The 26668-nt window shown below is 48.9% G+C and carries 29 protein-coding genes; 17 read left to right on the top strand and 12 right to left on the bottom strand.

The genetic code is table 11. The features are described 5' to 3' along the window. Positions 1-283 precede the first annotated feature (283 nt). Together N3Z11_RS10380 and N3Z11_RS10385 are read left to right on the top strand one after the other, a co-directional pair. Positions 284-655, top strand: a complete 372-nt coding sequence (locus N3Z11_RS10380; protein ID WP_260657114.1) for a BlaI/MecI/CopY family transcriptional regulator — start codon at positions 284-286, stop codon at positions 653-655. Between the two features lie 10 nt (positions 656-665). Beyond that, a complete protein-coding gene (locus tag N3Z11_RS10385; RefSeq protein ID WP_260657115.1) occupies positions 666-2291 on the top strand; it encodes a M56 family metallopeptidase in 1626 nt (541 codons plus the stop codon). 219 nt (positions 2292-2510) lie between these two features. Here the strand turns inward: N3Z11_RS10385 and ahpF are convergent, their stop codons facing one another. After that, positions 2511-4052, bottom strand: coding sequence for an alkyl hydroperoxide reductase subunit F (gene ahpF, locus N3Z11_RS10390; RefSeq protein ID WP_260657116.1), 1542 nt, complete (start codon positions 4050-4052; stop codon positions 2511-2513). Positions 4053-4319: 267 nt separating this feature from the next. Further along, a complete protein-coding gene (gene ahpC, locus N3Z11_RS10395) occupies positions 4320-4883 on the bottom strand; it encodes an alkyl hydroperoxide reductase subunit C (protein ID WP_260657117.1) in 564 nt (187 codons plus the stop codon). Positions 4884-5214: 331 nt separating this feature from the next. On the opposite strand from ahpC, the gene N3Z11_RS10400 reads away from it, so the two are divergent. Continuing rightward, positions 5215-6759, top strand: coding sequence for a hypothetical protein (locus N3Z11_RS10400; protein ID WP_260657118.1), 1545 nt, complete (start codon positions 5215-5217; stop codon positions 6757-6759). 49 nt (positions 6760-6808) lie between these two features. On the opposite strand, the gene N3Z11_RS10405 is transcribed toward N3Z11_RS10400, so the two are convergent. Then, the gene (locus N3Z11_RS10405) at positions 6809-7519 is read right to left on the bottom strand and encodes a M24 family metallopeptidase (protein WP_260657119.1); all 711 of its coding nucleotides are present in this window, start codon (positions 7517-7519) and stop codon (positions 6809-6811) included. A gap of 333 nt (positions 7520-7852) precedes the next feature. Here N3Z11_RS10405 and N3Z11_RS10410 point away from each other — a divergent pair, with 333 nt between their 5' ends. The 7 genes from N3Z11_RS10410 to N3Z11_RS10440 all read left to right on the top strand — a co-directional run bounded on the left by N3Z11_RS10410 (position 7853) and on the right by N3Z11_RS10440 (position 13714). Next, positions 7853-8518, top strand: a complete 666-nt coding sequence (locus N3Z11_RS10410; RefSeq protein ID WP_260657120.1) for a lytic transglycosylase domain-containing protein — start codon at positions 7853-7855, stop codon at positions 8516-8518. Between the two features lie 177 nt (positions 8519-8695). Beyond that, positions 8696-9427 (top strand): DUF4097 domain-containing protein, encoded by a 732-nt coding sequence (locus tag N3Z11_RS10415; protein WP_260657121.1) that lies wholly within the window; start codon positions 8696-8698, stop codon positions 9425-9427. A 470-nt stretch (positions 9428-9897) separates the two neighbouring features. Beyond that, a complete protein-coding gene (locus N3Z11_RS10420) occupies positions 9898-11049 on the top strand; it encodes a sensor histidine kinase (protein ID WP_260657122.1) in 1152 nt (383 codons plus the stop codon). After that, positions 11042-11767 (top strand): LytR/AlgR family response regulator transcription factor, encoded by a 726-nt coding sequence (locus N3Z11_RS10425; RefSeq protein WP_260657123.1) that lies wholly within the window; start codon positions 11042-11044, stop codon positions 11765-11767. The genes N3Z11_RS10420 and N3Z11_RS10425 overlap by 8 nt, the downstream gene beginning before the upstream one ends. 151 nt (positions 11768-11918) lie before the next feature. Then, the gene (locus tag N3Z11_RS10430) at positions 11919-12767 is read left to right on the top strand and encodes a hypothetical protein (RefSeq protein ID WP_260657124.1); all 849 of its coding nucleotides are present in this window, start codon (positions 11919-11921) and stop codon (positions 12765-12767) included. Positions 12768-12923: 156 nt separating this feature from the next. Then, positions 12924-13268, top strand: a complete 345-nt coding sequence (locus N3Z11_RS10435; RefSeq protein ID WP_260657125.1) for a flagellar biosynthesis regulator FlaF — start codon at positions 12924-12926, stop codon at positions 13266-13268. Between the two features lie 194 nt (positions 13269-13462). Then, positions 13463-13714 carry a superinfection immunity protein gene (locus N3Z11_RS10440; RefSeq protein WP_260657126.1) on the top strand — a complete coding sequence of 84 codons (252 nt, stop codon included), beginning with the start codon at positions 13463-13465 and terminating at the stop codon, positions 13712-13714. A gap of 68 nt (positions 13715-13782) precedes the next feature. Here N3Z11_RS10440 and N3Z11_RS10445 read toward each other — a convergent pair whose 3' ends face one another. Both N3Z11_RS10445 and N3Z11_RS10450 read right to left on the bottom strand, forming a co-directional pair. Then, on the bottom strand, positions 13783-14310 hold the full coding sequence (locus tag N3Z11_RS10445; protein WP_260657127.1) for a GAF domain-containing protein: 528 nt from the start codon (positions 14308-14310) through the stop codon (positions 13783-13785). A 114-nt stretch (positions 14311-14424) separates the two neighbouring features. Next, complete coding sequence (locus tag N3Z11_RS10450; protein WP_260657128.1) at positions 14425-15441, bottom strand: tRNA/rRNA methyltransferase; 1017 nt, start codon at positions 15439-15441, stop codon at positions 14425-14427. A gap of 195 nt (positions 15442-15636) precedes the next feature. Between N3Z11_RS10450 and N3Z11_RS10455 the strand changes: the two genes are divergently transcribed. Beyond that, positions 15637-16488: a 23S rRNA (adenine(2030)-N(6))-methyltransferase RlmJ gene (locus N3Z11_RS10455; RefSeq protein ID WP_260657129.1), complete on the top strand. Its 852-nt coding sequence runs from the start codon at positions 15637-15639 to the stop codon at positions 16486-16488. 45 nt (positions 16489-16533) lie between these two features. After that, positions 16534-17370 carry a S1/P1 nuclease gene (locus N3Z11_RS10460; protein ID WP_260657130.1) on the top strand — a complete coding sequence of 279 codons (837 nt, stop codon included), beginning with the start codon at positions 16534-16536 and terminating at the stop codon, positions 17368-17370. A gap of 78 nt (positions 17371-17448) precedes the next feature. Here N3Z11_RS10460 and N3Z11_RS10465 read toward each other — a convergent pair whose 3' ends face one another. From N3Z11_RS10465 to N3Z11_RS10480, 4 genes are all read right to left on the bottom strand, one after another. After that, on the bottom strand, positions 17449-17769 hold the full coding sequence (locus tag N3Z11_RS10465) for a cupin domain-containing protein (protein ID WP_260657131.1): 321 nt from the start codon (positions 17767-17769) through the stop codon (positions 17449-17451). 84 nt (positions 17770-17853) lie between these two features. Continuing rightward, a complete protein-coding gene (locus tag N3Z11_RS10470; protein WP_260657132.1) occupies positions 17854-18519 on the bottom strand; it encodes a HutD family protein in 666 nt (221 codons plus the stop codon). A 33-nt stretch (positions 18520-18552) separates the two neighbouring features. After that, positions 18553-18900: a YciU family protein gene (locus tag N3Z11_RS10475; RefSeq protein ID WP_260657133.1), complete on the bottom strand. Its 348-nt coding sequence runs from the start codon at positions 18898-18900 to the stop codon at positions 18553-18555. 67 nt (positions 18901-18967) lie between these two features. Next, positions 18968-19711 carry a hypothetical protein gene (locus tag N3Z11_RS10480; RefSeq protein ID WP_260657134.1) on the bottom strand — a complete coding sequence of 248 codons (744 nt, stop codon included), beginning with the start codon at positions 19709-19711 and terminating at the stop codon, positions 18968-18970. A gap of 228 nt (positions 19712-19939) precedes the next feature. Here N3Z11_RS10480 and N3Z11_RS10485 point away from each other — a divergent pair, with 228 nt between their 5' ends. From N3Z11_RS10485 to rlmA, 5 genes are all read left to right on the top strand, one after another. Further along, positions 19940-21070, top strand: a complete 1131-nt coding sequence (locus N3Z11_RS10485; protein ID WP_260657135.1) for a sensor histidine kinase — start codon at positions 19940-19942, stop codon at positions 21068-21070. Continuing rightward, complete coding sequence (locus N3Z11_RS10490; protein WP_260657136.1) at positions 21067-21720, top strand: response regulator; 654 nt, start codon at positions 21067-21069, stop codon at positions 21718-21720. The genes N3Z11_RS10485 and N3Z11_RS10490 overlap by 4 nt, the downstream gene beginning before the upstream one ends. Before the next feature lie 34 nt (positions 21721-21754). Then, positions 21755-22147 carry a VOC family protein gene (locus tag N3Z11_RS10495; protein WP_260657137.1) on the top strand — a complete coding sequence of 131 codons (393 nt, stop codon included), beginning with the start codon at positions 21755-21757 and terminating at the stop codon, positions 22145-22147. 285 nt (positions 22148-22432) lie between these two features. Next, positions 22433-22894, top strand: a complete 462-nt coding sequence (locus N3Z11_RS10500; RefSeq protein WP_260657138.1) for an SRPBCC domain-containing protein — start codon at positions 22433-22435, stop codon at positions 22892-22894. A 166-nt stretch (positions 22895-23060) separates the two neighbouring features. Continuing rightward, entirely contained in the window at positions 23061-23894 is an 834-nt protein-coding gene (gene rlmA / locus N3Z11_RS10505) for a 23S rRNA (guanine(745)-N(1))-methyltransferase (RefSeq protein ID WP_260657139.1), read from the top strand. Positions 23895-23987: 93 nt separating this feature from the next. On the opposite strand, the gene N3Z11_RS10510 is transcribed toward rlmA, so the two are convergent. The 3 genes from N3Z11_RS10510 to N3Z11_RS10520 all read right to left on the bottom strand — a co-directional run bounded on the left by N3Z11_RS10510 (position 23988) and on the right by N3Z11_RS10520 (position 26502). Further along, positions 23988-25418 carry a serine hydrolase gene (locus tag N3Z11_RS10510; RefSeq protein WP_260657140.1) on the bottom strand — a complete coding sequence of 477 codons (1431 nt, stop codon included), beginning with the start codon at positions 25416-25418 and terminating at the stop codon, positions 23988-23990. 86 nt (positions 25419-25504) lie between these two features. Beyond that, positions 25505-25963, bottom strand: a complete 459-nt coding sequence (locus N3Z11_RS10515) for a gamma-glutamylcyclotransferase family protein (RefSeq protein WP_260657141.1) — start codon at positions 25961-25963, stop codon at positions 25505-25507. Between the two features lie 41 nt (positions 25964-26004). Then, a complete protein-coding gene (locus tag N3Z11_RS10520; RefSeq protein WP_260657142.1) occupies positions 26005-26502 on the bottom strand; it encodes a M48 family metallopeptidase in 498 nt (165 codons plus the stop codon). Positions 26503-26668 lie beyond the last annotated feature (166 nt).

Here is a 26668-nt window from a genome sequence, read left to right on the forward strand (position 1 = left end):
AAAGCGCTGATTTGTATTTATTTTGCCTCTAAGCAAAGCACGTTCACCGCTGCTACGCCAGCAAAAAAACCTAGCCTGTTATATCCGACTCCCCAGGCGTAGTGGGTAGCATTCTGCTGAGTTCCTGCAAGATGCGGCCAGTGAAACCTCAAAGCCGGCAAAGGCAACAAATCCCACTCTGTAACTTTACCCTTAAAAAATTTACATTTTGCTGTTGACGCCTGAACATCAAACTACTACATTCGTAGAAATAAAAACTACAAACGTAGTAATAGGAAAGCAGATGAAACTCAGCGAATTTGAACTTGATGTGATGCAACTGCTGTGGCAACAGGAACCCTGCACCACGGCACAGCTGCACGAACATTTGGCAAAAACAAGAAAAGTGGCTTACACCACAGTCAAAACCATTATCGACCGGCTGGAACAAAAAGGCGCGGTGCAAAGATGCGGACAACAAGGCAAAGCCATTATTTACCGCTCTGCCGTTGCGCAGAGCACTTTGTCAGATCAGGCAACACCCGGTTTTATGCAGCGGTTTTTTGGTGGTGATTCCAGAAGTTTAATTGCCCATTTTATTCAGCAGGAACAGCTGAATGATGACGACATTCAATATTTGCAAAATTTATTAAAAGATAAAAAACCAGCCAGGTAGGGGCAAATTGATGATGGATTATCTGATTACCAATCTGGCCATCAGTGTCAGTCTGCTGCTTGCGGTGCTGCTGTTAAAAAGTGCACCGGCCAGAGTCAGTTTTTATTTGTTGATGCTGGCGTTATGCAGCTGGTTTATGCCCTGGCAGCTGATGCCCGGCTTGTTCCCCGGCAAGATGCAGCTGGAGTCTTTTATCGGAGTGGACACCATCAGAGTGCAAACTGCGCTGCTGCCGCTACCAACTGCCGAAACCGCACTCCAATCCGGCGCAGCTGAGCCAGATTGGCTGATGCATTTGAGCTGGGACTGGTTAGCCACAGCCGCCTTAATCCCCGGCGTGTTGTTGTTTCTGTATCGGGTGTGGAACTATCGGAGCATGCTCAGGCAGTTGCAACAAGACGCAATTGACGAGCCGCATTTGTCATCCCTCAGCCAACCCTATCCGGTGAAAGTCACCCGGTTAAACACTGCAGCTATTGCGACCGGCATTTTTAAACCAACAATCTGGCTTAATCCACAGTTGTTAAGCCGGCCGGAACTCAGGTCGGTGCTCTTACATGAAAACACTCATCTGCAACAAGGCGACCTTCGCTGGTTATGGCTGATTTGCCTTACTGAATCTTTGTTCTGGTGGAACCCTGTCTGCGCTCTGCTGGCACGCAAAGCACGCCAGATGCAGGAGCTCAGTTGCGACGAACGCTGTTTTGCCCTGTTACAACAACAATATCAGTTTGATTTAGCCAGCCTGTTATTAAAACCGTTGTCAGGCCCGGCCCCCCAATCCTGGTCTGTTGGACCCATGCTAGCCATGGTGAATAGCCCGGATTTTAATATGCAAAGAGTAAAAATGTTAAACAAGGAGAAAGTTATGAAGATACAACATCTGTTGACTATGATGACTGCGGTGTCCATCAGCACCTTTGCAGCGGCACATATTAGTCAACAGCAGACTCCGGCCGCGGCCACTGTCGAAGCCACTGCATCAGCTGCACGGCCAGAGTTCAGCCTGAATTATAAAATCCAGAAAGAGTCGTTATTAAAGGCCGCCGCCAGGGCGAAAAGTAAAGATGCGGCCGAATTAAAACAGGTCGTTGCCAATATTGATGCCTGGCGGCATAACCGCATGCCGCTTGGCGCACGCGAAGAGCAAATGCTAAAGCTAAACGCTTTTACCCTGCTGGCGCATGTGCAACATAAACTCGGCCAATACCAGGAGATCATCACGGCTTTTGAAAGCTGGTATCCGGATGGAACTGCAGTGCCTTATTTTCTGCGCAACATCACGGCAAACAGCTATTTAAAGCTGAATAACCCGGATCTGGCGCTCAAAGAGCTGACTATTTTACAGCGTGAAACCAACAACAATTTAAAACCAGGTTCTTTGTATATGCTGGCGCTGCTGCATACCCAAAAAGCTGATTATGCACAGGCACTGAAAACCCTGGCACAGCCTGGGATGGCACAGAATACCGGAACTGATCTGCTGAAATATTATATTTACAGCCAGCAAAACGACCTGGTGCAACTGGAGCAAATTAAAACCAGATTGCCTAAAGAAATTGCCGGCAAACCAGCGTTGCTCCCTGATGCCGGCTTCCCTGGTTCACCACTGTTGGCACAGCTCCCGGCCGCCTAACCTTGAGTGCTGGTTTAACAACACTGAACATGACTCTATCAAGTCAATGATTTGATGGGGTTTTGTTTTTTGTAACGCCTTGCCAGCTCTGGCCGGTACGCAAGTCCGAGCTTTATTCTGCAAAGCAGCTGTTAATTTTTTTCACAACAGACAAATGAACGCAAATCCGCAAAAAAAAAACCGCAGCCGAAGCTGCGGTAAAACGGAGATAAACAGAAGTTAGTTACGGATCAGATAGTCAAAAGCGCCTAACGAAGCTGTTGCACCAGAGCCCATCGCAATAATAATTTGCTTAAAGGGGCTGTTGGTAGCATCACCTGCCGCAAACACACCTTTCATCGATGTCTGACCATGAGCGTCCACAATAATTTCACCACGGTTGGTGAGCTCAACAGTGCCACGCAGCCATTCGGTATTTGGTACCAAGCCAATCTGCACAAAAATACCGGCCAGCGCCACATGCTTGGCTTCACCTGTAACCCGGTCCGTGTAGTTAATGCCGGTCACTTTATTGCCATCGCCCAGCACTTCGGTGCTTTGTGCGTTCAGGATGATGTCGATATTGCCCATCGACTGCGCTTTTTTTACCAGCACCGCATCAGCACGCAATTTGCTGTCAAATTCCAGCACTGTAACGTGTTCAACAATACCGGCTAAATCAATGGCCGCTTCAATACCCGAGTTACCACCACCGATCACCGCCACCCTTTTACCTTTAAACAGCGGACCATCACAGTGCGGGCAGTACGCCACACCACGGCCACGGTACTCTTTTTCACCCGGCACATTCATTTCTCTCCAGCGTGCGCCGGTAGAAAGAATAACGGTTTTGGATTTCAGCACAGCGCCGTTGGCCAGCTCCACTTCAAACAGTTCATTTTGCGACAGTTTTATCGCTTTCTGACTGTTCATAATGTCCACTTCATAGTGGCGTACGTGGGCTTCTAAATTGGCCACCAGCTTTGGCCCTTCGGTTTCTTTTACTGAAATAAAGTTTTCAATACCCACTGTGTCGGCAACCTGACCGCCAAAGCGTTCGGCAACCACACCTGTGTTTAAGCCTTTACGGGCTGAATAAATCGCAGCTGCAGCACCTGCAGGGCCACCACCAATCACCAGCACATCAAAGTTGTCTTTTTTCGCCAGAATTTCAGCCTGACGGCTGGCGGCATTGGCATCCACTTTGTTCAGAATATTGCCAAGGCTGATGGCGCCCTGGGAAAACTGCTCGCCGTTTAAGAACACAGTGGGCACCGCCATAATATTGCGGCTGCTGACTTCGTCCGGGAACACGGCACCATCAATCATATTGGTTTTGATGTTCGGGTTGACCGCCGCTATCAGGTTTAGTGCCTGCACCACTTCAGGGCAGGTCTGGCAGCTGAGCGACACGTAAATTTCAAAATTTAACTCACCTGGCAGCAGCGCAATCTGCTCTAGCACTGCAGCTTCTTCTTTAATAGGGTGACCGCCAGAGTGCAAAAGCGCCAGTACCAGAGAAGTAAATTCATGGCCCATAGGCACACCGGCAAAAGTAATTTCTGTGCCTTTGGCTTGTGAGCGCACCAGCATGGACGGAATACGTTTGGCTGCTGGGTTGTCGGTGACCACAATCAGGTCAGATAAAGTTGCAATATCCAGTGCCAAGGCTTTGAGTTCCTGACCTTTTTCGCTTTGATCCACGGCTAAAGACAGCTCAACCGGTGTTTTTAAGTTTTGCAGGTAGCTACGCAGCGTATTTTTCAGGTTGTTATCTAACATCTTTTAATTCCTTATGACACTGTGACAAATAAGTTTGGCTTTGGCCCTGAGCGCCGCTGCAGCTTTTTTGCAGCACCACTCCTGAAGTTGATAAATACATCATAACCAAAAAGCCTGAACTTAAATAACGAATAAAACAAATACAACCAATCTATAATTACGATTAAAAATAACAGCATCCATTGCAAAAAAGCAGGACTAAAAACAGCGCTGTGCAAAAAGCAAAAAAGCCGGAACAAGTCCGGCTTTTTTTCAGCTTGGGAAAGCTTAGATCTTACCAACCAGGTCCAGAGAAGGAGCCAGAGTCTTTTCACCCGGAGTCCATTTAGCCGGGCAAACTTCGCCGTCATGGTTTGCAACGTACTGAGCAGCCTGAACTTTACGGAACAGTTCTGCAGCAGAGCGGCCGATACCCAGATCATGGATTTCAGCAACTTTCACAACACCTTCAGGGTTGATCACAAAAGTACCACGCAGAGCCAGACCTTCTTCTTCGATCATCACGTCGAAGTTACGGGTAATTAAACCTGTTGGGTCAGCAACCATTGGGTAGTTGATTTTTTTGATGGTTTCAGAAGCATCGTGCCATGCTTTGTGCGTGAAGTGAGTGTCAGTTGATACTGAGTACACTTCAACACCGATTTCCTGGAACTTAGGATAAAAATCAGCCAGGTCACCTAATTCAGTTGGGCACACAAAAGTGAAGTCAGCCGGGTAGAAACAAACCACTGACCATTTGCCGATCAGATCTTTGTCAGAAACAGAAATGAATTTACCCTGATGGAAAGCCTGAGCGTTAAAAGGTTTGATTTTGCTGTTGATAATAGACATTCGTCATTCTCCATATTGTGGTTAAAATCCGGACTTTCTGCTTGAAAGTCTTGGCGTTGAAATCATAGTACCGCGACATGACAATTCGGCATAACGAATAAAATCAATATGCCTAATCGATAAAACTAATTAAAAGCGCAATTCCTGAGCAAAGACAATGAAGCAGCGACACTTTAGCTTTGTTTGCCGGTAAATCATAGTCCCCCCGCTATTTCGCCTGAATGCATTTTGCAGTAATCTTTAATCACAGCTAAGCTTGCATGCAGTTACTCACTGATAAAAATCACTTTTTTTCTAAAAATTGCAGCAATTGTGCAGATGAGGTCAAGGCTTGAGCCGACTAAAGTTAGATTTTAGTAAACTGTTTGAACTTCAGGTGCTGGTGATTGAATCCGATCAGGATTTATTGCACCTGATCCGACAAATGCTGATTGGCCTTGGCATTAAAAATCTGACCAGCAGTCGCAGTGTCGACGAAGTGCTGAGCCAGAGTGAAAAACTGCCTTATGACGTAATATTTCTCGATTATGGCGCTGACGAGAGCAGAACAGGCGCTGAAGTGGTTGAACAAATGATCAGTGGCGGCATTTTACCCAGCCGCACCCGACTGGTGTTATTGGCCAAACAAAACGACAGAGCCAAATATGCCATCGAATACCCCTATCATCAGGTCGAATATCTGGAGCGGCCTTTTAATAAAATGCATCTGGACCACGAACTGAAGCAGCATGTGATGTTCAGTCACTGGCTCAAACCCATCCTGAGCCTGGCCGGTTTACACAGATACGCCGATGCACTGAAACTCACACGACACACCCAGCGCCAGCCAGTTCCTGCCGCGTTGCAGGCCGTATTACAAAAACTACAGGTGCAGCTGTTGCTGGATTTAGGCCAGTTTGATGCAGTGATCCCCTTATTAAAAGCGCCGCTTGCGGAGAAACACGGCTGGGCTTTGTGGGCTTTATTTAAAATCCGCTATGAAAGGGGTGATATCGCAGCCTGTGAAGCTTTTTTGCAGGACCCATCCGAGGAACTCGCCAAATACGAAGAACGCCGCGAGCTGTGGCAGATTTATCTGGCGATGCAACAACACGATTATGCCAAAGCCGCAGAAGTGGCCAGTAAAATTCCAAGTGTCGGCATGTCGATGAACATGGTGCGCTTAGTACAGCTGGTGCTGGTGCTGGCCGGAAAAACAGAACAAGCTTTTGAATTTATCGAGCGTAAACAGCGCCTTGCAGCCAAAGGTGAAGTGTATTTACAACTGTTGATCGCCCAGGCCCGTTCTATGTTGTATCTGCTGACGTTAAACGAAGATGCTTTCAAAGCGCCGGTTTACCAACTGCAGTTAAAACAGCTGTTGCAACAAATCGGCGACGACAAAGACTTAGCGCTGGTTGAAAGCCAGTTGATATTACTCAAAGCACATTTATGTTGTTTTGAACATCACGAACAGGAAGCCCGCCTGTTACTTCAGACGTATCAGAGGCAACTGTCTGAGCATGCCTCGTTGGCCGAACTTTGCCATGCCGCTGTGGTGTACGCAGCTGTGCACGACATGCATTCGGTGGTTGATTATCTGTTTTTAGCCAGTAAACAGCTGCATCAGCTGCCCGATAACAGCAGCAGGGTTTTTGCAAGTTGTCTGTATCGTCATGCTTTTGATCTGATTATCGATCCAAAAGACAGAGCTGCGACTTACGCTGAACTGGCCAAAAGGTATCTGCAGCAAAATGAACTGCGTCTGGCGGCCAAAATGTTTTATTTTGCCCATCAGCTCGCACCAGAGCAGCCACTTTATCTGCAATCTTTACAACAACTGTTGCAAAAACTCGATTTACCGCGTTTTCGTACTGTGCTGCGAAGCGACAGCTAAGCTTGCCGCCCTTCGCCCGACTTTACTTAACAATTGCCGCCTGCATTTGTCAACCTTCAGCTGGCTCAACATCGGTTGCCAGCAACACATCTTCATAAAAAGCTCCAAAAGGCAGACTCGGATGCTTTAACTGGATTTCCAGCACCCAGACGCCTGGTCTCGGTTGCCCGGAAAAATCGCCTAAACTGCCGCCCTGATAGAGTTTGTGCGGGAAGTCGCTGAGCCTGTGGCCTTTAATGGCAAGATTCAGCTGATATCCCAGCGCACTGCACAGCTGCTCAGCATACTGGTATAAAGCCTCACCGGTCAGGCCCAAATCCAGCCAGCGCTCGCGCACCTGCTGAAAAATCAGCGCGGCGGCGTCGGCACAACGTTGTTTTTCCTCATCTTGCCCTAACACAAAGGTGGCGCCCACATCAGCTTCGTGGCCCTCAAACACCGGGCCTATATCAATAAAAACAATGTCATCCTCAGCTAAGCTGATACTGCGATCTGAGGGCTCATCATAAGTTTTGGTGGTATTGCTGCCAAAGCGGATAATCACCGGATGCCATAACCTTTGTGCACCATGTGCCTGCAAAATCTCTTTGCCAAGCAGCACAGCATCTGCCTCGCTGATACCCGGCTTTAATGCCTGTTGTATAGCCTGCAGCGCCTGCCAGGCTTTTTGCTGCGCCTGCTGCATTAACTGCAAAGAAAAATCCGGCCCTACCCGCTCTTTACTGTGCCCCGCACCTGCAGCTGTTAGTTCTAATGACATCCTATTCTCCCGTGCTTTGAAGGCATCAACTGAACCTGCAATCTTTGTGACTGCCGTAGCGGCTGAAAAAGCGCTGAGCACAATACAGCACAAATAACGCTGTGTGTTGAACAGTTCATCCGCGTTTTCAGCAAAATAAAAAACTGCACTACCTTAACCCGACAATAAGCCACGGCAAAGCGCCTTGCGCCGGCACAGCAGGCACTTTTAGGAACAAATAGCTAAAAATCAAAACTTTAGAATATGTTTGCCGCCGAAGTACCCTGGTTTTTTCCTTGCATTTGTCGGCAAAACCAGCTTTGATAACCAAAGAACTTTTGTTGTGATGTAAAAATGCCGCTGCTAACTAATGAGACAAAACCAACTGTTGTCAGGCCACTGTATTGTGGTCTTGCACTGTTATTGGCGCTTAGCATCAGCTGTTTTCCAGCCAGTGCAGCCAATGTGTATCAGTACACTCAGAAAAACGGCGTAGTGGCGTTTTCCGACCGGGCACCTATCAATCAGCCTTATAAACTACTGAAGTTTGATTGTTACGCCTGCCGGCCTGACTCCAGTCTGGACTGGCAAAAAACCCGGCTTATTGCCGATAAGTTTACCGATAGTATTGAAGTGGCCGCCAACACCCATCAGTTGGATCCGGCTTTGATCCGCGCAGTGATCCACGCCGAATCCGGTTTTCAGCCAAGAGCAGTGTCCAAACAAGGCGCGCGCGGTTTAATGCAACTGATGCCGGCAACTGCACGTGAACTTGGTGTCAAAAACAGTTTTGACAGCCACAGTAATATTCTGGCCGGTAGCGCTTATCTGGCAAAACTTCTGCAAAATTTTAATGGAGATATCCGTTTAGCCAGCGCTGCCTACAACGCCGGTCCTTCAGCCGTTGCCAAATATGCCGGCATTCCGCCTTATGCTGAAACCAAAGCTTATGTCAAAAGAGTGGAAATTCTGTTTAAGCGGTATCAGCAACTCGCCCGACAACAAGCCAGAGCAGGTTAACACCAGCCTGTCGCTGACTATTTTATTGCAGACAAAAAAGTGGTGAAAATCACTAATTTTTAATATTACGCTACATTCCCTTTAGCCGGCAACACATTAACATATTGATTTTAAAATGATTTAATCATGGCATCTAATTTGCGTTCCTGTGGCATCCAAACTCCACAAGGAATTGTTATGTCAACTAAAATAAATCGCCTGAACCTTATGAAACCTATTGCATTTGCCGTTGCTGCCGCCGTTTTTTTAAACGGTTGTATTATTCACGTTGGTGGCCCGGGCTCTGCCTCGCTGGAACACTCCGAACAGGTGCTGACACTGGATGCCAGCAATTTACAACAACTGCAGGCTGACACCGGCGCCGGAGCTTTGATCATTCAGGGTGAAGCTGGCCGGACTCAGGTTGAAGTGGTGGCACAAATTTACAACCATGAAGAATCGGAACTCATTTTAACGCTTGAAAAACAAGGGGATGCCGCCAAACTGGTCGCTGATTTTGATCGCAGCTTTTCTTACGGCAACAGCCCTTATATTGATTTAGTGGTCAAAGTACCGGCCAGTTTTGCGCTGACCTTAGACGATGGCTCAGGTGACGTGGATGTCAAAGGTTTACAAGGTGCACTTCGCATTGATGATGGTTCAGGCGACTTATTTGTGGATAACGGCGCCAGCCTTATTCTCGACGACGGCTCAGGAGATATCCGTATCAGCCATATTCAGGGCGATGTGCGGGTTGATGATGGTTCAGGCGATATGAACATCAGTAAAATCAGTGGCATAGTCACTATTGACGACGGCTCTGGCGATATCCGCGTTGAACAAAGTTTGGGTTTAACCATTGATGATGACGGCTCAGGCGATTTAAATATCAATCAGATCAACGGTCCGGTAAACATCGCCGAAAACTGAGACCAGATAGATACTGATTTTTATCCCCACAACGGTCACCTGGAGGTGACCGTTTTTTATGCCGTTGTAACTAGCCAGTTGATTGCGACCGCTTATCCGTGAAATTCACCAGAAATCACTTTTTTTGCCAGTCACAGCTGAAACAGCACTATGCTCGACACTCAGCAAAGCCTTGCCGGCAATTGGCGGCAAGGTTTTCGCAAAAAAGCCTGGTGAGCGCGCATGCGCCAGCATCCGACACAGAGCTGCAGACAAACATCCGCTGTCCGACTGCTGCATGCTTTTTTTATGTGTTATATGAAAGACTTAGAATAGAAGTTCTGTACTCTGATTTGCTGGTTTTTCAAAGCGGTTTTACTGGTGCCACGACGCTTATCTGAGTTATCTTTTGCCAGATGTTTTCTATTGGCCTGGTGTTTTAGCATACAAAAAAGCGCTACACCGGCTGCAACCTGCAGATACAGTCAACAATGCTTAATCATAAAATACCAAGCAGCTTCAGTCAGAAGCTACAACAATTCTGGCGCACCAGCTTCAGTGTCAGCCGCGAGTATAAATTTGCTGTGGCCATCAGCTTTGTTTTTGGCTTTTTTGTCTACTGGAGTGTGATGCAGGCGATGTTCAGCCAGCTGACGCCATCACAACAGCTGGCCGTTATTGTACGTTCTGCAGTGGATACGCTGGCGATTGTATTGCTGACGCATTTTTTGGTGCGGCCTTATCTGAAGCTGTATTTTATTCCCAAAGGCCGGATGGGCTGGGCGCTGCTACAACTGGCAGGGCTGCTTTATGTGCTGGGTATCGTCAGCATGTTGTTGTCCATTGCGATAGGGAAAATTGATTTTTTACAGGTCACCGACATTACCCATCTGGTGTTCAGTTCAGCTGAAGGTGAATATCAGCTGCATTTTCAGCACAAATCGCTGATCCTGTTTGGCGGTCTGAATCAGGCGGTGGTATTTGCTATCTGGTGCATGCTGTATTTAATGTGGCATAACCATCAAAGCAAAAAACAGATGCAACAGCAGCTGGAACAAAGCCGATTACAACAGCTGACCAATCAGTTAAGCCCCCATTTTTTATTTAATGCGTTAAACAGCATCCGCGCGTTAATTTTTGAAGATCAGCACAAAGCTGCTGACACTGTCACCCAGCTGTCAGAACTGTTCCGCACTCATCTGCAGGCACATTTGACACCTTTGTCAAGGCTGGAAGAAGAATGGCGTATTGCCGAACATTATCTGTCGATAGAACAAGTCCGGCTGGAACAACGACTGAAGCTGGAACTGGATATAGCCGGCAACTGCCTGCAACACCAGCTCCCTACCCTGAGTTTATTAACCCTGGTGGAAAATGCGATTAAACATGGCATCAGCCCGAATGCCCAACCCGGTTTTATCCGCATTTGTGCCCGCCAGTTGCCAGAACAACGCTGGCAGCTGGAAGTCAGCAACAGTTACCGCCATCCAAGCAGTCAGGGTAACACCCATACCGGACTTGCCAATTTACAACAACGGCTGGCATTGATGCCGGGACAGAACAACATCACTGTTCATCAACAGGCTCCGGATTCAAACCAGGCCGGCCTTTACCGTATTTGCATGGAGCTCAGTTATGATTAAAACGCTGATAGTGGACGACGAACGGCTGGCGCGGGCTGAACTGAAACGTTTGCTCGCCGCACATTCGCAGATCAACATTGTTGCAGAAGCAGCCAGTGTGGCCGAAGCCAGAAATGCGCTGGAAACTCTGGATATCGACTTGATTTTTCTCGATATTCAGATGCCGGAAGTCACAGGACTTGAGTTTGCGGCTGAGCTGCAACCCCATTTGCAGTTTGTATTTTGCACTGCATTTCACAGTTATGCGCTGGATGCCTTTGCCCTTAACGCACTGGATTATCTGGTAAAACCGCTCGATCCAACACGTCTGGCCAGCACGGTACAAAGGTTTATACAGCGCGGCAACCATCAAACGGCAGCGCATAACGTCAACTATTTGCCGGAACAGCACGGCTTATTACTGAAGTTTGGCGAGCTGAACCGGATAGTACGGCTTTGTGAAATCAGCCGTTTTGAGAGTATTGGTAATCACAGTGCTGTCTATACGCCTTATGGCAAAAGCTTTTTATTAAGTTCGTTGTCCCGGATTGAAAGCCGGCTCGACCCCCAATATTTTTTTAAAAGCAGCAGAGCCGATATTATCCGCATCGACCAGATCAGCCAGCTTGAACCCGGCATAGCGGCCGGCACTATGCTGGCCGTATTGCAGGATGGCAGTCAGGTGGAAGTCAGTCGCCGTCAGCTGCAAACTTTAAAACAACGTTTTAGTGGTTTTTAACAGCAACATGCATTCTGGCTGCGGTGGTTAGCTTTACAGTCTTTGCAAAATAAGCGGCAAAAAATTGCCGCTTATTTGCTTTTTAGCACAGCATGTTGCGCCATCCTTAGGTAAACTCTGTAAGTTACCCCTAACAGCGCGGAGTTTTACCATGGCCCTTACTATTTCCAGTTATTTGCAGTCGGCGCAGAGCAGCCAGCTCAACGCCCCTCTGAATGTGTCTGCCAGCCAAAGTACAACTCAGGCCACAACCCAAGACACGACACAGAGCACTGCCAGCGCCTCCAACCGCAGCAGTGAAAGCGAACGTTATACCGCTGTACAACAAAGCCAGGCCAATGCTAAAACGGCCATCAGCGCCGCCAGCAGCGCCAATAAAGACATTGGCAACAGCTTAAAACAGGTGCGCGAAGTCGCCACTCAACTGGCCGATGACAGCATTAGTAGCAAAGAGCGTGAGAAGTTGCAGGCGGATTATCAGAAACTCAGAGAAAACATTGTCGCAAGCCAGGACAAAGCCACGGTTAAAACCGGTGACAACAAAACCAATTTACTGCGTGATGACAAAAATATGATTGTGTCCACCAACACCAAAGGTGGTGAACTGGAAGTCGCCAGCAGCAAATCGGCCAAAGGCCTGTTATTACCGGAAAAAATCACGTCCTCAGCCCAAGCCAGAGCCTTGCTCGATGGCAACGAGCAACAGGCGGGTTCACTGGCCAATGCCGAAAAAGTAACCAGCAGCACTGCCAGCAGGTTAAAAGAAGCCGACAAAGATATCAGCAGCCGTCTTGAAACCAGCACCGCTGTAGCCAAATCGGTGCAGCAACTGGAAAATGCCAAAAATGGCAGTGGTTCTTTATCGGCTGAAAAAGAACAACAAAAAGAAAAAGCGCTGGAATTTGCCCGCGCGGCCGCTGAACGTATTAAAAGCCAGCTGGAAGGGTTGTCTGGCGGCAACAACAAAAACAATAACAGTTTATTGTCTTTATTTAGTTAACCTTCTGGCGCCCGCCAGGGGCATACAGTTGCGGCTGAATCCACAGGCGGCTTTATTAATAAGCCGCTTTGTTTTAACCTCAATCTGGGGTTTTGACCAATAGCTTAGCGTCACACAACCATTGAACCGCACCAGGCCAGCACAATAGAAAAAGATATGAAACAAGCCATTGAACTCTATCAACAACACAGTGTGCTGGGGCTACAGAGTAAAACGCTGGAGCAACAGATTTTTGCCAGATTATGTTATCAGCTCAGCCATTGTCTGGCCGGTGAAGATGAATTTGCCCGCTTACAGGTGATGGCAGACTGCCGGTTTTTTTGGGTGACGTTAAGAGCAAGACTGCAGGACGATGAACATCCTTATCCGGCAGAACTTCGGCAGGATCTGATCCAGCTGGCTGACCTTGTGATCCGGGAACTCGTCAAAGATCCACTCGAAGCAGATTTAAGCCTGGTGCTGGCCATCAGTCAGCAACTGGCTGACGGGCTAAATGCCTGAACCTTCTGTCCTCTTGAACAGAAAGCTGATCAACAGCTTATTGCATCACCACTGATCTCAGCCTGTCTGCCGAAAATCAACAAATTCTGCCGTTTATCATTTAAGCCCGCCTCACACTGTCACAGCAGCATATGCTGTATCCAGTGGCCCGTGACAAAGCCCGCAACCGATGAAACAACCCGGAGGATAAAAAGATGGATCAATTATTCACAGCTTTTGCAGGTGCAAGTTTAGGTTTTTGGTTATGGTTTATTCCTACCTTTTTAATCATTTGGTTTGTGCCAAGCTTGTTGGCAGTGTTTTTTAACCGCGGTCATTTAAAACTGATTTTTCTGGCGAACATACCGGCCGGTATGTCGATGATTGCCTGGGGCGGCTGTATTGTCTGGGCATTAACCGGCAAAGTGTGGCAAGGTAAAAAAAGTCAGGCTATTACAGCGGAATAACATCACAACAGTAACATCACAACAGCAACAAGCGCAGGCCATCCGGGCCTGCGCCTTAGCAGATCAATTCAGAATAAAGCGGCAAACTTTTGTTGTAATAAGGGTTTTAAGGCAAAAGTAATCAATTTGCCTGCCTGCTCCAGATACAACTTCTGCTGCTCTGTCCAAACCATCACTTCGCCCACCTGCTCACAACAAAACACCCCGACCAATTGCCCCTGATAACGGATCCCAACGTCCAGCAACGAATAAATATCATTTGGCTCAAAATAAAGCTCATTAAAACAACTGGTTGCGGGGTGTTCAGCGGCTACAGCTGCATCAATGCCGCCGTCATTGCGCATGGCTTCAAAATATGGGGCAAAATCATCTTCATGCAAAGCAATGCCCTGATAATGCTCATCTTTAAGCGAGTCATACAGGTCGACCGCAATAATTTCCTGCAACAGTGCATCTGAATATAACCAGAGACTGGCGCGGCTGCAGCCCAAAGCTGTGGTAATGGTGTGAGTTAACTGGCGGTAAAATTGATCCTGACTGATCTGTTGATCTTTTAACGATTTAATAAGCAACAACAAGCTGGTTTGATCGTGCATGAAAAACTCCTGCTGAAGAACTTCATTCTGAGCTGGCTCTGAGCAATCTCAGAGCCAGCTTCACAAGATAGTCAGCAAATCAGAATTCTGTCAGTACAACAGCGTAAAAAATGATCAGCTTTGCTGCTGACGATACCATTCTCCTAAAATCAGACTGGCCGCCACACTGACATTTAAAGACTCCACTTTGCCGGTCCCCGGAATTTGCAGCGCAATATCTGTGCTGTTGGCCACCTGTTTGGAGACACCGTCCATCTCTTCGCCAAACACCACCACCACTTTGTTACCAAGTTTGCTGTTATACAAAGAAACACCGGCGTGGCTTGAGGTGGTGATCAGGCTATAACCTGCTTCTTTACACAGTTTCAGCGCCAGAGGCAGATGATCACAGGCCAAACCTGCCACAAACTCCACGCCACCTTCGGCAGTGCGGGCGGCAGCGCCGGATTGTAATAAATCAGGTTGAGTCATAATGACCCCCTGCACACCAAAATGGGCGCAACTGCGCACTATAGCGCCAAGATTATGCGGGTTGCCTACCCCGTCCAGCGCCAATAAACAGTCGTGTTTTTTATGTTTATTGGCAGCCAGATAAGCGGCAAGTGTTTGTTCCGGTTTGCGTTTCACCACAAAAACCACACCACCGTGGTGTGAACTACCGCTGATTTTCTCAAGCTCAGCGGCATCAACCAGATGGTAGGCTTTTTTATTGGCTGCCAGATACTTCATCACATCAGCAAATTTGCCGGCCAAGCTCTGTTCCAGATACATTTTGACCACTGCATCCGGCCGCTCACGAAAACACACCCGGCAGGCGTTTTCACCCTGCACTTTGCTTTCTTCCTGTTTGTGTTGTTTTAGCAGGGCTGCGCTCACAGTTTTGGCAGATGTGGTCTCGGCTTTGTGCTGTTTTGGCTGATCTGCAGCCATTTTTTTGCCGTTTTTCATCCAGGGTTTTTGCAGCAGGTTTTCACTTTTTTCGGCATTTTTTTCGCGCTCTGCGGTTTTATGCCGGCCTGAGGATGCATGCTGAGCGTGGCCTGAACTGTGCGCTGGTTTAGCGTCCGGTTGAAAACGTTTTGCTGCCGGTTTTTTGCCTTGAGGCCGACCTGATTTTGCTTCTGCTGACACAGCTGATTCCTTGACTAAAATGCAGCCCCACTACAGAGGCTTTTACAAACTGCCGCAGCCGCGGCCAAAATATCGCTTATTCTAACCTAATTGCCGGGTGCATCGTAGATTCAACTTGAGTTTGTCGCCTGAAGCAGTAAGCTTGCAGGCTTTTTTGTATACTAACGGCCAGTTTTGCGCCCGGAGCCTTATTTTATGCTGAGTTATCGCCACAGCTATCACGCCGGTAATCATGCAGATGTGATTAAACATCTGGTCGAAGTTGCTATCATTTTGTATTTAAAGAAAAAAGATAAACCTTTTTGCTACCACGACAGCCATGCCGGCGCTGGTTTATACAGCCTGGCCTCGGAGCAGGCACAAAAAACCGGTGAATATAAAGACGGTATTGGCCGCTTAATGAGCAAAGCACAACAAAGCGCTTTTTTAAGCCCGGCGCTGAATACTTATCTTGAACTGATTAAAGAATTAAACCCGGACGGCAATTTAGCCTTTTATCCGGGTTCCCCTGCCATTGCCAAAATGCTGCTGCGACCAACCGACAGTATTCAGGCCACTGAGCTGCATCCAACGGATTTTCCATTATTGCAGGCGCAGTTTTTACAACGTGGTTTTACCCGTATAGAACAAATGGACGCTTACGCCGGTTTTAAAGCCATGTTGCCGCCGCTGCATAAACGCGGTCTGGTGCTGATTGATCCGCCTTATGAGCTGAAAACCGAATATCAGGATCTGGTGAAAGGTTTGCAGCTGGCGTATCAGCGTTTTCCACAAGCGACCTATGCCATCTGGTATCCGGTGATTGAGCGCAGCAGCATTGAAGCTGTGATTGACGCTATTAAAAATACCGGCATCCGCAACCAGTTACGCATTGAATATTGCCCGAAAGCCGACAGCGAAGGTTTTGGCATGACAGGCTCTGGCATGCTGGTGATCAACCCGCCTTATACTTTGGCTACCGAGATAAAAGCCGCTTTGGCCGAAATTTCCGACCTGCTGTCAGAAGGTGCCGCCAGCTGGCAAGTTACTGAACTGGTGCCGGAATAACAACAGCTGTTGCTGAGGGTATCTCTGCAAAACATCGGAGTTTTTATGCGTTTTATTTTTTTATGCAGTGCCCTGCTCGCTGTGGCTTATTCATCCCAAACCTTTGCCTTTGGTCGTACCGGCCATCAGCAAATATGCCAGCTGGCCTATCAGCAGGCCACAGCACAAACCCGGCAACAAATTGATATGTTGCTGCAATTCAAACCGGGTGAAACTTTTGCCAAAGGTTGTGTCTGGCCGGATGAAGCGCGCAATGAACCCGCCTTTAGCTACAGCAAACCGCACCATTTTATTAATGTAAAACGAGACGCCCGCAAAGTTGAACACAAAGATTGTGCCAGTGCCGGCTGTTTACTTTCGGCCATCCGCCATCACAGTGCAGTACTAAAAACCACTGAAAATTCACTGCAAAAGCTGCAGTCTTTGTTGTTTTTAAGTCATTTTGTTGCCGACTTGCATCAACCTTTGCATGTGAGCTACGCCGATGACTTAGGCGGTAATAAAACGGCGGTGTATTTTTTAAAACAACCCGGCAATTTACATGGCGTTTGGGACAGCGGCCTGCTGCGCGCTCTGGGTTATGAAGAAAATGAGCATTTATTACAACAAAAATTTGCTGATGTTGCGACGCGAAAAATCCGCAGCTGGCAACATGGTGATGCGCTGTTCTGGGCCAATGAATCACTGACACAAACCCGCAAAGTGTACCAGGCTTATCGCCCCGGCATGTTGCTCGATGAGCAGGCCGTGCTGCGCGACGGCCCCGTAGTTGAAACGCGGATGTTGCAGGCGGCGGTGCGCCTGGCCTGGTTACTGGATAAGTTATTCACTGCGCCGGCAGCAGCTGCTGATCCAGTTAAAGCTTCGATGCAGAGTAAATGAACAACATCTTTCCTAAACAATCCAGGTCTGGTTTCAGCTACGTCTGACGCTGTCTTTAAACCAGGCCGGGCTGAAAGATTAAACAGCAGCTTTGGGCTGAAACCAAAACTCTATTTCGTCGGTTTCCACCTCAAAACGGGCGGCATGTTGACAAAAAGCCGGCACATGGTACCAGTCGCCCACGCCAAAACGGCGGCTTTCACCCGCTATGGTTAAAATCAGCTCACCGCGGATAATCACGCCATAGTTGTCGGTATCATGCTGATGGGCTGGAATGTCCATGCCGGCCTGATAAGAGGCAAATAGCACCTCTGCGCCCTGTGCTTTGAGGCGGTAAGCATCAAACCGACCATCATAAAGTTCTAATTCGCGGATTTTGTCCGGATATTTCCCTGCCATCTAATTGTCCTTTTGTGGTTTTACTGAGCTTGTTGCACTGCTTAGCTCCATTGCAGAACTTACGATAATAAACTCTGTTGCGGGCTACAACATTTTTATCCAGGCAAGAACCAAAGAGCTTCCGGTTTGGTTTGTCGGGGAACGAAACTCAGGCCTTTGTGCCAGCGGCCAATGCTCGAGCAGCAATAAATCGCCCGGCTGCAGCAACCAGCTTTGCGCATCAGAGTGCGCCGCGCTTCCCTGCCGAACTTCAAGCGCCAACTCGTCACTCCAGAGCAACAAAGTGCTGTGCTCAGGCCTTGGCATCATAAACGGTTGCCAGTCTGAGCCGAGAGGCACCGCCTGCATATTGCCCTGATAACCGGCGGCCAGCATCAGATTGATGTCGGTGACAGCGCCATTGTTTAATTGTGCGCTGCTGTGACTTTTGCCGGCAAAACGCAAACAATGGTAAGGGTTATCCACCTGAGCCTGGTGATTGTCGACCTGCAGGGTAAATCCAGCGCCCTGACGCAGCGCCAACAAACGCTGATGCGCCGCAAATTGAGTAAAAGCACCACTTTGTTCTACTGTGGCAGAGCTAAAACGCCAGAGAAAATCCTGCGCCGCCACAGAGCTTTGTGCCGGGTAAATCGCCAGTTGCAGGGTGCTGCCGCCAGCCCAGTTGCTGATACTCATCTGTGCACGCCGGATGATTTGTGCATTGGGCTCTATGCGCTGCGGTTGCTGTGGCATCAACACTTTGTTCATCCCCAGATTTACCTCACTGCCGATGACTATCAGCTATTGACCCCGCCATTGGGCATGGCATAAGGCGTCATGTTTTTCCCGGCTTAATAAAATCCGCGCCAGCACTATATCGGCACCGCCATTTTCACCGCTTAAACCAATCAGGGCTTCAAAATGCAGTTCTGGCTCGAGTTCTGCCTGAATAAGCTCCACCCAATCGTCACTGGGTGGCACTAAATCCACATAGGCGCGCTGTTCATACTGGCTTTGATACAGGCTGTAATCTTCAGCCGACAGGTTTTCAGCCGCCAGCTCTTCAAAAATACTAAAAGCATGGTCACACAACTCGTCGATCGACCAGAGCTCAAGTTCAGTGTTGGGGATATGGGTTTGATTTGGCATAACAGGCCTCTGCATTGGCGGGAAAACGGCGGCAGTATAACAACAACTGCCGCTACTGCTCCAGCGCTTAGCGTGGCTGAGGCAAAGAGGATTTTTGCAGCTGATAAGCTCTGTTGTACCAGAGGGTAACAGCAATGCCTATCACTGAAGGCGCCACCCAGCTGATAAACTGCCCTGTGGCATCAAGCTGCAACACACCACGGCCACCAAAAGCGGCAAAGGCGGTATAAATGGCAATGGCTGAGCCCAGCATATTACCGATATGCTGGCGCAAAATAGCGTTACGGCAAGGTTCAGCACGAAAGATAAACCGCAGACTGCCAACAGCGTTCAGCACCGCCACTATGGCAAATACCAGATAAAGCGGCTGTGCTTTGCCCTGACCCAGCCACAACAAATACAAGCCAGAACCTAACAACAGCACTAAAGTACCCAGATGCAGCGGGCTTTTTAACACTGCAGCGTTGTGACGCAGCTGCAGCACCAGCATGCCCTGACGGATGGAGGCCCAGCTTAATAAGCTCAATACACCAAGGAAAGTGGCCATAGCCCTGACATTGTCGGCAACTACAGCAGGATCAGCACCGCTGCTCAGATATTTGGCTTTAAAATACAAAGGCGCCACCAGCACCATGGCCGACATCAACACACCGCTGAGCGACACCCCATACAATAAATACGCATAATAACGGCCGCTTTGACGATGCAGCGGGCTGCCTTTTTTTGCCAGCATCGGCGCCCAGAACAGTGCAAGCGCAATGGAGCCGGCAATAATGTGGGCTACAAGTAAAAACTGATGCAGATAAAGCATAACGATTCTTCCATTGGGTTCAGTTAAGGCCACTGTAGCTTTGGCGTGATAAGTTCCGTAGTGCCATAAGTCACATTCGCCGGCATGACTTTTGGCCTATTGCCGCCCCCTGCCGGCACAGGCATACTGAAAATCAGATTGGCCTAAATAAATCATGAGCTTAAAGCAAAAATGAGTCACAGTTCCGCTCCCCCGAGTGCCAGCACAATAGCAGCGCCAGCAAAGCCGTTGAAAAACCAGGGCTGGCGCACTTTATTGCAAAAAGAAAATCTGGCTGCGCAAATCAGCTGGGCCGCCTTTAGTTGGATCCAGTTAAAAGGCGTCAGCAACAACTATGGGATAGAAAGCTGGCAAACGATGTTGATAGCGGCCAGTTTGCTGCTGTTTTTAGTGTTGTTTATTCAGGCACAGGAAAAAACCGCCAATCTCACTCAGTATGTTCGCCTTGGCCTGCTGTGGTTGTTATTGGTGCCCAACGCCGTGCTGGTGCCTTATGGCTTTACCCCGGGTCTTGCTGTGCTCTGGGTGGCGTTATTGCCCTGGTATCTGCCCAAACAATATCTGTACTGGATGATTATTCCGGCGCTGGCGCCTTCGGTGCTGATGAGTATTTATCTGAACAGTCACAACAGCGCTTATCTGATGCTGCTGGTCTGTGGCACTTTCCAGTTTTTTGCCATTTATGCCATGAGCACAGCCCGCGCTGAAACACTGGCGCGCGAAGCCTTAGCACAAACCCATCAGCAACTGCTGGATGCGCAGGGCAAACTGGCCGAGCAGGCTGCCGACGGTGAAAGGCTCAGAATAGCGCGCGATTTACACGACAGCCTGGGTCATCATCTGACGGCTTTGGTCATCCAGCTGCAGGTGGCGGAATATCAGGCCGATAACAATCACAAGGCACAGCTGGCACACTGTCATCAGCTGGCCAAACAACTGCTGCAGGACATCCGCCATACGGTGTCACAATTACGAGAACCGCAAAAACCCCATCTGGCCAGTCAGTGCCGCGCTTTAGCGCAGAATTTTCCGGCGCTGAAACTGGATTGCCGGATCAGCGCAGATCTGGTGATGGATCCCTTATCCACCGCTTTGTTATTCCGGGTGTGCCAGGAAGCGCTGACCAATAGTATCCGCCATGGCGCTGCCACAGCTGCCAGTGTTGAAGTGTGGCGCCATCAACAACAACTGCATCTGCGTTATCAGGATAACGGCCACTGTGCCAACTGGCCGCTGCAGGAAGGCAATGGCCTGCGCGGCATGCGGGAACGGATTGAAGAAGCCGGCGGACAGCTGCTGCTCAGCCAGCAGCAGCAAGCACTGCAAATAGATGTCACTTTACCGGAAGTAAAAATATGACGATTCGGGTTGCGGTGATCGACGATCAGACGCTGGTGCGTCAGGGAATTATCAGTTTATTGAGTCTGGCGCCCGATATTGAAGTGGTGGCTCAGGCCGCCAATGGCGCCGATATTGTCGCGCTGATCGCTCAACATCAGGTCGATTTGGTGCTGATGGATATTCAGATGCCGCAAGTCGACGGTATTGCGGCTTTGCAACTGCTGGCCTCGGCAGGCGTTGTGGTGCCTGTGATTATTCTGACCACTTTTGACGACCACGAGCGGGTGTTACAGGCGATGCAGGCCGGAGCCCGCGGTTATTTACTTAAAGATGTCGCACTTGAAGTGCTGGTGGATGCCATCCATCAGGTAAAAAACGGCGGCAGCTTGTTACAACCGGCCATCACAGATAAAATTCTGCAGTCTTTTTTACGTCAATCACCAAGCCCATCCCCTGCCCAGGCTCCGGCCGATGCCTTGTCGGCCAAAGAACTGGAAATTCTGCGCCTGATGGCGGCTGGTTTTAGCAACAGGGAAATTGCCCAAAGTGTGTTTAAATCTGAAGGCACAGTAAAAAATCAGGTGTCGGCCATTTTATTAAAATTAGGGGTGCGTGATCGCACCAAGGCTGTGCTCAAAGCAATAGATTTAGGTTTGCTCGGCAGCTAACCCTCGCCGGGCAGCTATCAATAACGGAGTTCCGATGACACAACAACTTAGTCTGGTCAGTCTGCTGGTGGCAGATTATGACGAAGCTATCGCCTTTTACACGCAAAAACTGGGGTTTCAACTATTGGAAGACAGCCCACAAGGTGATAAACGCTGGGTGGTGGTTAGTCCCGCAGACAGTACAGGCTGCGCTTTATTACTGGCCAAAGCGTCCAAAGCCGAGCAGCAGGCGCTGATTGGCGGCCAGGGTGCAGGCCGGGTGTGGTTATTTTTGCAAACCGATGATTTTTGGGCTGATTATCAGCGTATGCAACAACAAGGTGTGCAGTTTTTAGAAACGCCACGCGAAGAAGTCTATGCCACAGTGGTGGTGTTTCAGGATTTATACGGCAATAAATGGGATTTGTTGCAAAAGAAAAGCAACTGATCTCAGGCCAGGCTGCAACCGCACAACGTCAAATGTGCTCAGGTTGCAGCATCTGAGCCCTTCCCCACCAGATCCAACCCCAACGGTCCCTGCCCCAACAGACCCAACACCCTTGCCATGTAACCGCTTACGACAACAATGCAGCACTGTCTACCGGCTAAAATCCGGACAATTTGTGGTTAATTCGCTGAATTAGCGCGAAAAATGTGTAACGCCAACTACAATGTCAGCAGCATAGAGTCCGCCGGATCCGGCGACAGATCCCTATCCTGGCAAGGAGCTGACATGGACCGTACTTTACAGCAACTCAGTATCAGCCATTGTTATGAAGCACCGGCCGAAGTGGTATTTTTATACTGGCTGGATGAACGATACGCTGGCCGCTGGTTATTCACCCACCCTGATGCCAGGTTACAACAGGCAGACATTGACGCCCGGGTTGGCGGTCGTTTTCGGATAGTCGAAAACCGCAACGGCCGCGAGTTAGTGCATTGGGGGGAATATCTGCAAATCACACCACCGCAGCAGTTGTTATTCAGTTTGTACCCACCCAGACGTCAGGCCGAGCCGGATCTGGTCTGGATCACCATTTTGCCGATGCCTTTTGGCTGTGAACTGACGTTAACTTTACAGCTGTACGATGATAAAAGAGCCAAAGCACGGTTGATTGACGACTGGACGCAACTGCTGATGGCACTGGCAGTGGAGCTGAATCATCAGCCGGCACATTATCGGCACAACGATTAACAGAAACCACTCGTCAGAGTACCTTAAAACCGGATCATCTGAGCAGCAGAATGCAAACGACCAGCTGCTCCAGACATCTTGGTGACCAATCCCCAACATCAGGCGACAGGCGACTTCAGTCACAACAATCTTTATAATGAGGTTTTTGTTTAAGTTCCGGACTGTTATGTACCGCTGCCCGCTTTGCCAACAACCCCTGCTTGCCAACGACGCTGGTTTACAGTGTCAGAACCGCCACCAGTTTGATCGTGCCCGTGAAGGTTATTTTCATTTATTGCCGGTGCAGCAAAAAAAATCGCTGACACCAGGCGACAGTGCTGAGATGATCCAGGCCAGACGGGCATTTTTGGAAGCAGGTTTTTATCAGCCGCTCTCAGATGCGGTCAATCAGCTGTTTATTGAAGCTCTGGCAGCCCGCGCTGTTGACGATCGCAGAGCACCAGTACTGCTTGATATTGGCTGTGGTGAAGGTTTTTACAGCTACAGGCTGGCACAGGCACTGCCACAGCTGACACTTTATGGCATTGATATTTCCAAAGCTGCCATAAAAGCCGCCAGCAAAAAATATCCAAAGCTGCATTGTGCTGTTGCCAGCAGTTATCAGCTACCTTTTGCCGATAACATTTTTGATATGCTTCTGCGCATTTATGCGCCATCTGAACCCACGGAACTTGCCAGAGTGGCCGCCCCTGGCGCCTGGTTATTAACTGTCACTCCTGCACCTGAACATTTGCTGCAGCTTAAACAACAGATTTACAGTCAGGTGCGGTTACATCCAGACTCGATACAGCAGCAACAGGGTTTTCACCATCATAAACGTCAGCAGCTGAGCTGGATGTTTCAACCCAAAGCGCCGGTTGAACTTGAGCAACTGCTGCAGATGATCCCGCTGGGCTATAAGGTCAACGCTGAGCTTAAAGCACAGTTATGTCGTGACTTGCCCGCCATCAAACTGGATTTTTATCTCGATTTATATCAGCGCGATCCATCTGCCTGTTGAAACAGTCATTGGGCACGCCGCGAAAATAGGTTGTGTTGCAAAATGGCCGGTGCAACAAACATTGCCCGGCCTTTTGTGATGATTCAAATCAAGTTATGGCGCGAGCAGCGGCGGCCTGATGTTTTTTAAGTCTGCAGCCTGAGCTCTGTCCGCCTGTTGTTCAAATTCTGCCGCAGGTGCAAAACCGGCTTCACTTTTATTTTCAGTATCCGCAGTGCCATCATCCAGCATACCCTGTTGCAGACTTTCCAGCGCATCTTGCTGCAGCTTTGCCAGCATTTCCGGGCTTAATGTTTCAGTCAGCAACTCATCAGTGTCATATTCAAAAGGGGTAAATAACGGCTCCAGCTGCTGCGCTACTTTACGCACTTTTCTTTTCTTTTTTGGCGCCGGCGTAGCTTGTGGCTGGGTATCAAGCATAGTGGCCCAGAAATAACTGGACAGCTCAGCCACCAGATTACTTTGGGCATTTAACAACACCACCAATCCTAAGCCTTTCTCCGGCAAATAGGACATATCGGTACGATACCCCTTCACCAGACCCCCATGGTAATACAGCTTATGTTTACCAAACTGATAAATACGGGTGCCTAAACCATAATACGCATTGGCGACATAAGGGCCAAAGGTGCGGCCACTCAAGTTATCTGCAGTTTTAATGCGTGGTTTGTGAATATCACTGAGCATGGCAGGTGACAGCACATTAGGGTTATGCCCAAGTCTTGCGATCAACCATTTGCCCATATCCATGGCACTGGCATTGACACCGGCAGCAGGGTTCACCCGGTAATAAGTTGGCACCACTTTGGCCTCCCCCCAGCCCCGGCGCACTTTCACATGGGGCATGGCACGGTTTTTACTGGCCAAAAATGCAGCGTAGCCGACCGAGGCATTGTGCATTTGCAGAGGTTTAAAAATACGTTGTTCTATCAGGCGCTCGTACGGCATATTGGTGGTTTTGTGCAGCACGGTTTCAATCAGACTAAATAACACATTCTGGTAACCGTAACATTTACCGGGCTGGCAACGGGGGTTGATGTTGCCAAATTTCGGCAGAATTTGCGCCGGTGTCATATTGGCTTCAATCAAATCATCAAAAGCATTCGGACTTAAGCCGGCGTTTTGAGCCAGTAAATGTTCCACAGTTAATTTGGACGTCATGGCGGGGCTGCGAAAACGAAAACCCGGCACATATTTGGTCACTCTGTCGTTCCAGTTAAAACGTCCTTCGTGCTCTACCTGAGCCGCTAAGCCACCGGCAAAAGTTTTGGACACAGAAGCCAAACGGAACACAGTGTTGGCATCCACCTTGGCTTTAGTGCCGTGCGAGCGCACACCAAAAGCCCCCACCCTGACAATTTTGTCATCTTTGACAATGACATAAACACCGCCGGGTATATTGCTTTTGCTCATCTTACGGGTGAATTCACGATGAAATTCGTCAGAAAACTGGGCAACAGATGGCGCGGCCACAACAGAGGTTGTGCACAATAACAAGACGGCCATCAAACTTTGTTTGATCATAATTCCTTCCGGGCCCAAAACCCTGACTGCGGTGCAGCACAAGCCTGCAAAATGCCACTGGTACTCGGAACACAGCTAAAAACTTATTACTGCGAACCCTTTGCCAGTGCAGCCAGCATTTCTGGGATCAATGTTTGAATAAAATACTGTTTATCCTGCTCGGTCACGCGTTCCGGCGACCAGTCACCACTGGCATAGGGTGCCAACGCCGGTCCGGCACAATAACAAAAGGCATCCAGCCACTGACCTTCAACTTCAACCCGGACCGCAGTTTTTACATAATGCCCTGAGTCCAGATCTTCAAAAAAATCTAATTTTTTTACCGCCTGCTCGTCCACATTCAGCAGCAGTTGTCCGAGCTGCCGATGGCCCGGCTCTGCCAATAACACAGGCACCGGAGCCTGGGTTGGGCTCTGGCTTAACCCATAACGGCGAAACCCGGTTAACACTGCGGGTTTCATCTGGATCTGCCGGCCGGTAATGGCAGTGACAATCTCGGGAAAAGTTAATAAACCATAGACAAAAATATGTGTTGTCTGAGCCATCTGCTCCTCCTTAACGCCATCCGGCTTGTTGTCCTGCTGATTCAGCTTTGACTGTCGCGCCAGGTCAGGAACAACCGCAAGTCCAGTTCCAGTTGATGATACTGGGGTTCCATGTACTGACACAATTGATAAAACGCCTTGTTGTGATCTTTTTCCCGCAAATGGGCTAATTCATGCACAACCACCATGCGCAGAATAGGCAACGGCATTTGTTTTAACAAGCTGGCGACACGGATTTCATTTTTACTTTTCAGTTTACCACCCTGCACCCTGCTGACCTGGCTGTGAGTGCCCAGGGCGTTGTGGATCACATGAATTTTTGGGTCAAACTGCACCTTGCTGATGGGGTCGCTACTTTTCATAAACTGTTGTTTCAGCTGCAAAGTCAGCTCATACAAAGCTTTGTCAGTCTGAATATTATGGTTTTGTTCAGGATAACGGCGCTGAAGGCTTTGTCCCAGACTGCCATTTTGCAGCGCCAGACGCACCTGCTGCAAAATAGTCTCAGGGTAAGAACGCAGGTAAATTAAATCGGTCATCAGAGCTCACAACGGCAGACACTACAACGGCGTTATATTACCGCAGAGCAGCACCGGCACGAAGCGCTCTGTGGTTTTTTCTCTGTTCCGGCAGTGCATGGGAAGGCAAAAGCACAGTAGCAGGCTGGCGCTGTGGTTTAACCTGCGTCGGCAGTTGCGGTTTGCA

Origin of the sequence: Rheinheimera sp. 4Y26 (assembly GCF_025245835.1) — a bacterium.
Taxonomy (GTDB): Bacteria; Pseudomonadota; Gammaproteobacteria; order Enterobacterales; family Alteromonadaceae; genus Pararheinheimera.